The sequence below is a fragment of the Clostridium tagluense genome (assembly GCF_003865095.1).
Lineage (GTDB): Bacteria > Bacillota > Clostridia > Clostridiales > Clostridiaceae > Clostridium_AD > Clostridium_AD tagluense.
Map to the genome: position 1 here is coordinate 87,745 of NZ_BHYK01000020.1, position 8,106 is coordinate 95,850.

Here is an 8,106-nt window from a genome sequence, read left to right on the forward strand (position 1 = left end):
GTTTATTTTTGTTCCTTTGCTTTCTAGCCCTTCTATTTACTCATAATCGTTTGCCATTACTCTTCTATTTTCGAAATCAATAATGGCTATCGGTAATCTTCCTTTTCACTTTAAAATTAAAATATATTTTCTAGAGCTGCTTTTAACTCTTTAAATTCTTCTCCTTTATTAAAATATCCCACTGAGAATCTTGTTGTTCCACCATTTTGTGTTTTCATATGGTTATGTGCTAACGGCGAACACTGCATTCCTGTTCTAATTTCTATTCCATAATCGGACAGTATTTTACCTAATTCTTGTGGCGTATAATCTGTTGCTGTTACCGATATTATTCCTATGTTGCTTTCTATTCCTGAATGTATTTTTATGTCATAACTATACTCTTTGAGTATTCTATATAATTGTTCTAGGTTTTTTATTTTTATTTTTTTAATCTCTTTTATTCCAATTTTTAAAATCTCATCTGTAGCGAGTTTTAATCCTATTATCCCCATTATATTTGGACTTCCTGACTCAAATCTTTCAGGTAAGTCCTCTGGCATATCTATATCTTCTGATTTTATACCTGTACCTCCATATAGCAGGGGTTCTAACTTTATGTTTTTATTGTATAGGTATCCACCTATTCCACTTGGACCATATAGATTTTTATGTCCTGCAAATACTATAAAATCACTTAACTTAGATATCTTTGTATAGTCTAGTACCCCCCCTGTTTGCGCTGTGTCTAATACTGTTATTCCATTGTATTTTTTTGTTTCTGCAAATATTGTTTCTATCGGGAGTATATTTCCAAATACATTTGAAGCGTGTGTTATAATTACCAAATCTGGTTTTTTAGACATAAACCTCAATTCCATATCTTTAATATCTAATTCTGTTTCATCAAATTTTAAAACTTCAATTTTAAAGTTTTTCTCTTTTTCTAATTTTTTCAGTGGTCTATATACCGAATTATGTTCAAATGGTGATATATATACTGTTTTGATGCCTGAATAATCTAATCCTGCTATTATTTCATTTAGTGAAAATGTAGTTGATGCATTTATTATTACTTCATGAGTTTTACTTGAATAGATTCTCTTTAAATTTTCGACTAACTCTTTTTTTATACTATTTGCATCTTTACTTTTTTCCGAACTACTTCTGCTAAAGTTCACACCTATTTTCCTGTATATTTCCATCGTATTATTATATACTGATTCATGTTTTGGAAATGTTGTTGATGCGTTATCAAAATATGCCATTTTTTCTTCCTTCTCACTTAGTTTTAAATTATTTTCGCAATATTTTTTATCATTTTAAATCTAAACTGTAAGTTATGCGCTCTACTTTCAAGTAGTTAGGCCAATATTTACTAATTTTTATGATTTTCATAATATTATAGACCAAACCATAGGCCAAACCAATGTAGTTATATAAATGTTTTATTTACACCATAATTCCCTTTGGTTTAATAGTCTTCCATTTTTTAAAGCCACAAAACTCAGCTGCATTATAGTAATTTATTAATCTCTCTTTACTGTATACATTAAAATCTTTTACTATTATTAATTCATTTCTTAATAGTAATTTTTCATCTCTATTTATTAACTTATCCAAGAAATACTTCTCAGTAAGCTTGTCACTTTTACTTAAATTACATACTGGACAAGAATTTACTAAATTCCATAACCTATCACTCTTAATGAAAGACCACGGAATAAAATGATCCACATGAATTTTGTTATATGCTATAGCTCTATTGCAATAAAAACATCTAGTTTCTTCCTCATCAGTATTAAAATAAAGAAAATCTTTATATAGGGTAAGGTTTGTCCTTTTTGATGCCTCATGTAATTTAGAGGCTATACTGTAACAACTTTCCCCTGAATTGTTTTTCTCCAAAAATGAAATCCACTCGAAATAATTAAGTTTTAAAAGTACATTGCTATACTTTTGAATAAAACTTAAAACTTGCGGATTAAATTTTATATAATTTTCCCTAAGTGAAAATGAATATACACTCCCCCCAGTATCATTATAAAAAGCACCTACTACATATTCCTTGCACTCAGCATAAACTTCACTTTCAATGCATTTCTTTATATTATCATCTATACTGTCATACTCACAAAACATTAACTGTTGATCAAATTTAATATACTTTTCAAAAATAATGTTAATGCTAGCTTTACCACTTCTTATAGCCTTAGTACATTGTCTTAAATTATGCTTTACTATTAAATACCAATAAATTCTTGTAAATCTAGCAAATATATCAGTCAATAAAATTTTTCCTTCTAAATTTACATCATAAACACACTCTATTATTGATTTTAAGAATACAAATTTATATGAGGTTGCTTTAACTGTTTTCGAAGAAAAAATATAGTTAAACATTTTCCAAATATCTTCTTCAAGTAAGTACTTTTCAATAAATTGAGCCTCTTTTATTTCCCATCCCGCCATAAAAACCTCTACTTTGATTGTTTTGTAATTATGTATTTTACACAATTCATAGTTTAGCCTAATTTTAGTTTATATCCAAATTTCATTACATTTTAATAAATATCAACTTGTAAAACCATTTTTCCTAATTATGAATTATAATCTAGTACACTACTTTTACAAATTTAAACATATTTTACGATTTTAATGTATTTTGATAAAATATTAATAAATGTTTGTAACAAATATCTTCCATGCCTGCCTACTATAAATAAAAGTAAAACGTGTCGAAATCCTAACATTGATACAGATTTAGTGGACTATATGTTGAAAATATAAATTGCTTGAAATTTAAAAATCTTTATTGCCAGTTTTGTTTTAAAAATCGTCATTAAAAGCATTCTATCACACTAACCTTGCTAAATTAGGCGAATACTGTCACATTGGAAATTAAACATAGTGCCACCCACATGGCAAGTGGCAAGTAGCAAAAAAAATAGGCAATAAATGCCTATCCATCATACTCCACAAAAGCCTCTTTTAAATTCCTAACTCCGCCCCTTGGATTACTCACATCCCCTACATACCTAGGAATTAAATGCACATGCAGATGCTCTATGGTTTGCCCAGCATCAGCTCCTATATTTATGCCTATATTATAGCCCGCTGGTTCATATTGAATATCAAATATTTCTTTTACCTCGTGCAGCAAACTATATATTGCTTTAACTTCTTCCTCCGTTGCCTCAAAGTAATTAGGAAAGTGCCTCTTAGGTATAATCAAACAATGACCTTCATTTACTGGGAAATGATCTAGTATGGCAAAGGTATATTTATTTTCTGCTATTATTTCTGATTTATTGTAATTACAAAATATACATTCTGACATGGTTTTTGTCTCCTTTATTTATAAAGTATCTCATAAAAATTCTTAGCTTTTTTCATTTCCTTTTTCTGTTAATTCTATTAAACCTTTTTTAATTGCATCATATGTATCAGCTTCATAATTCATCTCTCTAGATAATTTTTCAGTATAATACTTATCATACTTACTATTTACCGCTTTATTTAAAATCTGTCTATATTCTTCGGTCTTTTCCTGCATATTGTTTTTTTCCTGTTTTTTATATATGATTTCATGTACTTTAGCCTTTGATTCATCTTCTGAAATTGTTTTTCCATAAATCATTCTCTCATCTTCACCATGATTGTAATTTTGCTTTTTTATTTCTATATTACTTTTATTTGCAAAGAGTTCAGCATTCATATATGAGTTTTGTATGTTATTAAGATTGTTTTGTTTTTCTACCTCTTTTTTTATATTATATCCCAACTATTATCCATCTTTATAAACCATAGCTCCTTTATATTCAAAAACTTAAAAGAATTATGTTTTTCTTCCCAATATTCAAAATCTAAATCTTGTCTTTCAAATTCTATGGCAAGGTCATTTCCATCCTCAAATTTAAAATATAAATCTGCATATTTACTATTTGGTAACTTATATCTAAACTTATATCTAAACTCATATTTAATATCCCTGTATGCTTCTTTCATATAATCTAATATTATTCCTATTCCACGTATATGTTCTTCTGATTCTTCATTGTAACTACATTCCCGCATTACACCTTTCATTACTTTATGATAGAAATGTGGCCTCTTTTTATGAGGGTTTTTCACTTTAAATAAAACTGGGTGACCACATTCTACGCATGTTAATACCCTCATCTTTTCCAAAAGACACAATAAACTCTCCATCTAACTCTAGAAGCTCTTTAAGTGGTTTAAATATCTCATATTGCTCAGTACTATTAAATTCTTTTTCTATAACTCCTTTTTCACCCCACCCAAGAAGTTGGAGTGCTATATATCGATTCAACTTGCTTTGTACCCTTTGATTCCAAAAGTGATTTAGGCACTCATGGCAAGATGAATCACAATCGCATTTCTTCAATATTTTTTCTGTTTGACTAAATAATTCTGAAGTTTTATTTGCAATTTTCGAACTATAACCAGCTCGTAGTTATATAAATGATCAATTTATTTAAATATTCTTTTAAGATATTTTCTTAATCCACGCTTTAACTTCTTCTTTCACCCTTTCTTTATTCTGCTTTGCTGGGTCTACAAAATCAATACTGCCAATAATAATGTTATTTATAAATAATGTTTTCAACTTACCAAAGCATTTCTTCGATCCTCCGCCTGCATTGCACGCAAAGAATGCTACTTTTTTATCTGCTATTATATTACTTGAAATGAATGTATTTATAGGTGGTGCAAAAGTTCCTGCCCAAATGGGTGTACCTATAAAAACTGTATCATAGGCTTCCATGTTTGGAATCTGGTTTAGAAGTTCTGGTTTTTCACCAAATATTACACTTTTTCCACCCCATACAAATTTTAAAAATTTGCCTTTAGGTATTTCTTTTTTAGGTTTCAATTCTAGTATTTCAGCACCTAATTCCTCAGCAATCATATTTGCTACTAATTTTGTATTACCTTCTAATGAATAGAACACTACCAATGTTTTCATATTGTTCACTCCTTATAATTTTGATTATTATGAAAAAATACATTTCTTTTACCTCGTGTAGCAAACTATATTAATGTATCACAGTATATACATCCCTGATTCTAATTCCACCACTTCATTTTTACCTATTCGTCCATAGGCCCAAACACTTTCATTTAACTTTTTATATTCCTCCAACTCATAATTATTCAAATCCAATCTCAGTATTCTTTTGCTACCCATATCAGAGATATACAAATAGTTATCATATTTAATTATATGTTCTGGATAACATAACGGATAGCTTTTATCATTCATATAATCACAATAACCTATAGACATTTCTTCTTCTCCTGTTAATATACAGCTTTTCCTTATGACATGAGCTGTTGGGAAAGCGCCCCATATTGAATTACCATCTAATTCAATACTATATAGTACATCAAAATTTGATAATGCATTTCCCTTATCTATTTTTATCAAGTCCCCATTATTATCAAATCTTTTTATAATAGATTCTTGGTAATAGCTTAAAATTTGTGAACCATCTAACAAAGTAATGCATTCTAGTTCAACATTTTCAAAATATTTTAAAATTTTATCATGATTTTCACCATACTTTATTTTTAAATACTGATTTTCACTTATTTCATATATTTTATTCAAATCATGCTTATAATACACATTTTTACAAGTATCATGATTTACCATACAATCTTTATTTTTAATAATTTCAAAATGTTCATTAGTAATATGTATCATGCACGTCCCCCTAATTTATATATATTATTTCTTTCATATACTTAAGATACTCATTACTAAAATCCATCAAGCTTTCCATGCTAATTTTACCACATAACACATTCCATTTAAATCATACTAAACTTCCCTTACCCTAAGCCTAATTATATCCCCATAACACTCACCCTCATCTCACTCCCCCTACTTTCATCCAGCCCTACAGTAAATAGTATTGTTTCTTCATCACTATACTTATCTACTATAACTTGTGCTGCCTCATTTATTTCTAGGAGCCCTAAACTCTCACCACCTGAAAAGGTCAATAAAAGAATTTTACAATCTTTATAATCTTTCAAGCTGTATATATTACTTAAGGCTAAAGCTACTGCTCTCTTCGCTCTGCCTTCTCCAGTAGCTGATGCTGAAGATACATAAGCTATACCCTTGTTATGTGCAAATATATCTATAATATCAATTGGCGCAATGACACTTATACGTTCTGGGGCAAATTCTAAAATAGTATTTATATACTGCTGTGCAAGCTCTGCCTTAAGATTATTTTTATCTAAAAAGCTAAATGCATTCTGTGCGTAATGCTGAACCTTATTATCTATAATTGGAACTAGCACATCTACTTTTGTGGATATCTCCCTTATTAAATCATTATCTATATTGTTATTAACACTTAGCAGCAATACAGTTTTTATATCCCTTAAGCCAGCATTTTGTATAATATATTCAAGCTTTGCCATGGCTTTCCTATCCTCATATTCTCCAATTAATAATACTAAATCTGTTTCACTTAATAATTCATCATTATTCTTTAAAGCTTCGAGTTCTACCTCCTTAAGATTAATAAACTCTTTATACTCTGTGCTTTGAATATTTAATTTATTTATAGTTTCATTATCAAGTAATCCTACTGAAAACACCTTCACATTTAATATTTTATATTCATCATCCAGTAACTTTTCTGAATCTATATCACCATAATTTGTTACTACCTCTTTTTCATTCGTTCCTAAATATTGCAATAAATCTTTATCCATTTTAAAATTTTACCTCCGTATTTTCTTATTTGCTTTTTTGTAATAACATTTGGCTATGTTTAAGAGTGGTGTTGAAAAAAATTACGTAAATTAAGGGGAGACAAATTTCTTCCCTTAATTTATGTTTCAATAATATTCCTATACTGATTTATAAAAACAAATATTATTTAAAGTCTTTAGTTTTATTCTTGTATTTGTTCAACTTCACCTTACTTAAATACACATTAAAAAAAAGGAGTACAAGATAAACTACCAGTATATCTATTATAAGCGTTAATATATCTAAACTCTCTGTCAAAAATAGTGTTTTATGGATTGGTGAATTATTAATAGTTAAAAACGATAATGGATAGCCAAAATAACTTGAGTGACCATCTGCTGATTGTGATTGATACGGAAGTACATAAGCTATTAGTAAAGTTATCCACGCTGACCAATTAAAAATCTTCTTGTTAAATTTGTTAAACTTCATAAATATCACCCCCACCTTGTCAATTAATATAAAATACCTTCTCATTCTCGTTTCTAATATTTTCTATTTTATACTTTATTTATAAACCAACTATAACATAACTATATATAAATTGCTTCCCTGATTCTAAAATTGTTTAACTTTGTATTACTAAGAGATGAATGTGTCTGAACTAACAAATGCTTGGTTTTCACAATATCCTTATCTGTCTTGAAGAACTCTAACCATTTAAACCAGTACATATAATTAGCAAGATATTTTGTGTCAACACTATGAAACCAATACATCCATTCTTTTAATTTGCTGTGAAAAGCATTTATATGCTGTATATGTTATATGCCTTCCTTATGCTTACCACGTTTAATCTGCTGTAGTTCTATATTTAAATTTCTGGCAAACTTAATATAACTCTTGTGAGCTTCTCATGGCATTATAAATGTAGTGCTCTTCTTGTGATTACTTTTAAAAGACTCCCTGGAAGAGGAGGAATATAATTGAGTAAAACATTCGCGATAATGCTTATGGGCATAATTAGTTTACTAGGATACACCGTTATAATCTATTTAGTTTACTTGCTAATTAAGGCATTAACAATATACATAAAGAAAAATTCATAACCTTCGTTTAATTAAACAATATAAATTTAAGAAATAAATATATTTATATAACCAACAGACAGATAGGGATTTATCGGGGAGTAACCTCAAAATTATTTATAGTATGTGATGTAATACTTTTGATAGAAATTAAGTGATAAATGGTTTTTTTCTGTTTTTGGCAAGCTAAAAACCATGCATTGCGGAACTTAATTTTTCCAGCACCCTATTTCCATTATTGGGTATTCATGGTTGAGTGTGTTAAGCGGTAGCTTGGGCCACTAAAAACTAATAAATGGC

At 28.7% G+C, this 8,106-nt stretch carries 11 protein-coding genes and 1 pseudogene; 1 reads left to right on the forward strand and 11 read right to left on the reverse strand.

All coding sequences use genetic code 11. The features are described 5' to 3' along the window. Positions 1 to 116: 116 nt before the first annotated feature. The 11 genes and pseudogenes from Ctaglu_RS16520 to Ctaglu_RS16565 form a co-directional block, all read right to left on the reverse strand. Positions 117 to 1,247, reverse strand: coding sequence for an aminotransferase class V-fold PLP-dependent enzyme (locus Ctaglu_RS16520; RefSeq protein WP_125003671.1), 1,131 nt, complete (start codon positions 1,245 to 1,247; stop codon positions 117 to 119). Between the two features lie 184 nt (positions 1,248 to 1,431). Beyond that, positions 1,432 to 2,451, reverse strand: coding sequence for an HNH endonuclease signature motif containing protein (locus Ctaglu_RS16525; protein WP_125003673.1), 1,020 nt, complete (start codon positions 2,449 to 2,451; stop codon positions 1,432 to 1,434). Between the two features lie 490 nt (positions 2,452 to 2,941). Next, positions 2,942 to 3,319, reverse strand: a complete 378-nt coding sequence (locus tag Ctaglu_RS16530) for an HIT family protein (protein ID WP_125003675.1) — start codon at positions 3,317 to 3,319, stop codon at positions 2,942 to 2,944. A 42-nt stretch (positions 3,320 to 3,361) separates the two neighbouring features. Beyond that, positions 3,362 to 3,763, reverse strand: coding sequence for a hypothetical protein (locus Ctaglu_RS16535; protein ID WP_125003677.1), 402 nt, complete (start codon positions 3,761 to 3,763; stop codon positions 3,362 to 3,364). Further along, positions 3,748 to 4,056 carry a competence protein CoiA family protein gene (locus Ctaglu_RS16540; RefSeq protein ID WP_207669489.1) on the reverse strand — a complete coding sequence of 103 codons (309 nt, stop codon included), beginning with the start codon at positions 4,054 to 4,056 and terminating at the stop codon, positions 3,748 to 3,750. Before Ctaglu_RS16540 ends, Ctaglu_RS16535 begins: the two co-directional genes overlap by 16 nt. Positions 4,057 to 4,114: 58 nt before the next feature. Further along, positions 4,115 to 4,312 (reverse strand): hypothetical protein, encoded by a 198-nt coding sequence (locus Ctaglu_RS16545; protein ID WP_207669490.1) that lies wholly within the window; start codon positions 4,310 to 4,312, stop codon positions 4,115 to 4,117. Positions 4,313 to 4,357: 45 nt separating this feature from the next. Next, positions 4,358 to 4,438: pseudogene (locus Ctaglu_RS26495) on the reverse strand (hypothetical protein); the annotation flags it as partial. Between the two features lie 51 nt (positions 4,439 to 4,489). After that, on the reverse strand, positions 4,490 to 4,969 hold the full coding sequence (locus Ctaglu_RS16550) for a flavodoxin family protein (protein WP_125003683.1): 480 nt from the start codon (positions 4,967 to 4,969) through the stop codon (positions 4,490 to 4,492). A 78-nt stretch (positions 4,970 to 5,047) separates the two neighbouring features. Continuing rightward, complete coding sequence (locus Ctaglu_RS16555; RefSeq protein ID WP_125003685.1) at positions 5,048 to 5,710, reverse strand: hypothetical protein; 663 nt, start codon at positions 5,708 to 5,710, stop codon at positions 5,048 to 5,050. Positions 5,711 to 5,853: 143 nt separating this feature from the next. Next, positions 5,854 to 6,738, reverse strand: a complete 885-nt coding sequence (locus tag Ctaglu_RS16560; protein ID WP_125003687.1) for an FtsZ/tubulin family protein — start codon at positions 6,736 to 6,738, stop codon at positions 5,854 to 5,856. Between the two features lie 163 nt (positions 6,739 to 6,901). Beyond that, on the reverse strand, positions 6,902 to 7,210 hold the full coding sequence (locus tag Ctaglu_RS16565) for a hypothetical protein (protein WP_125003689.1): 309 nt from the start codon (positions 7,208 to 7,210) through the stop codon (positions 6,902 to 6,904). Positions 7,211 to 7,704: 494 nt separating this feature from the next. On the opposite strand from Ctaglu_RS16565, the gene Ctaglu_RS26250 reads away from it, so the two are divergent. Then, on the forward strand, positions 7,705 to 7,827 hold the full coding sequence (locus Ctaglu_RS26250; protein WP_267901294.1) for a hypothetical protein: 123 nt from the start codon (positions 7,705 to 7,707) through the stop codon (positions 7,825 to 7,827). The last annotated feature ends 279 nt before the right edge of the window (positions 7,828 to 8,106 follow it).

Coding starts and splice junctions, on each gene's coding strand:
- Ctaglu_RS16540 (WP_207669489.1), bottom strand. CDS start 4,056: ATGCGGGAATGTAGTTACAATGAAGAATCAGAAGAACATATACGTGGA.
- Ctaglu_RS16530 (WP_125003675.1), bottom strand. CDS start 3,319: ATGTCAGAATGTATATTTTGTAATTACAATAAATCAGAAATAATAGCA.
- Ctaglu_RS16565 (WP_125003689.1), bottom strand. CDS start 7,210: ATGAAGTTTAACAAATTTAACAAGAAGATTTTTAATTGGTCAGCGTGG.
- Ctaglu_RS16560 (WP_125003687.1), bottom strand. CDS start 6,738: ATGGATAAAGATTTATTGCAATATTTAGGAACGAATGAAAAAGAGGTA.
- Ctaglu_RS16520 (WP_125003671.1), bottom strand. CDS start 1,247: ATGGCATATTTTGATAACGCATCAACAACATTTCCAAAACATGAATCA.
- Ctaglu_RS16525 (WP_125003673.1), bottom strand. CDS start 2,451: ATGGCGGGATGGGAAATAAAAGAGGCTCAATTTATTGAAAAGTACTTA.
- Ctaglu_RS16550 (WP_125003683.1), bottom strand. CDS start 4,969: ATGAAAACATTGGTAGTGTTCTATTCATTAGAAGGTAATACAAAATTA.
- Ctaglu_RS16555 (WP_125003685.1), bottom strand. CDS start 5,710: ATGATACATATTACTAATGAACATTTTGAAATTATTAAAAATAAAGAT.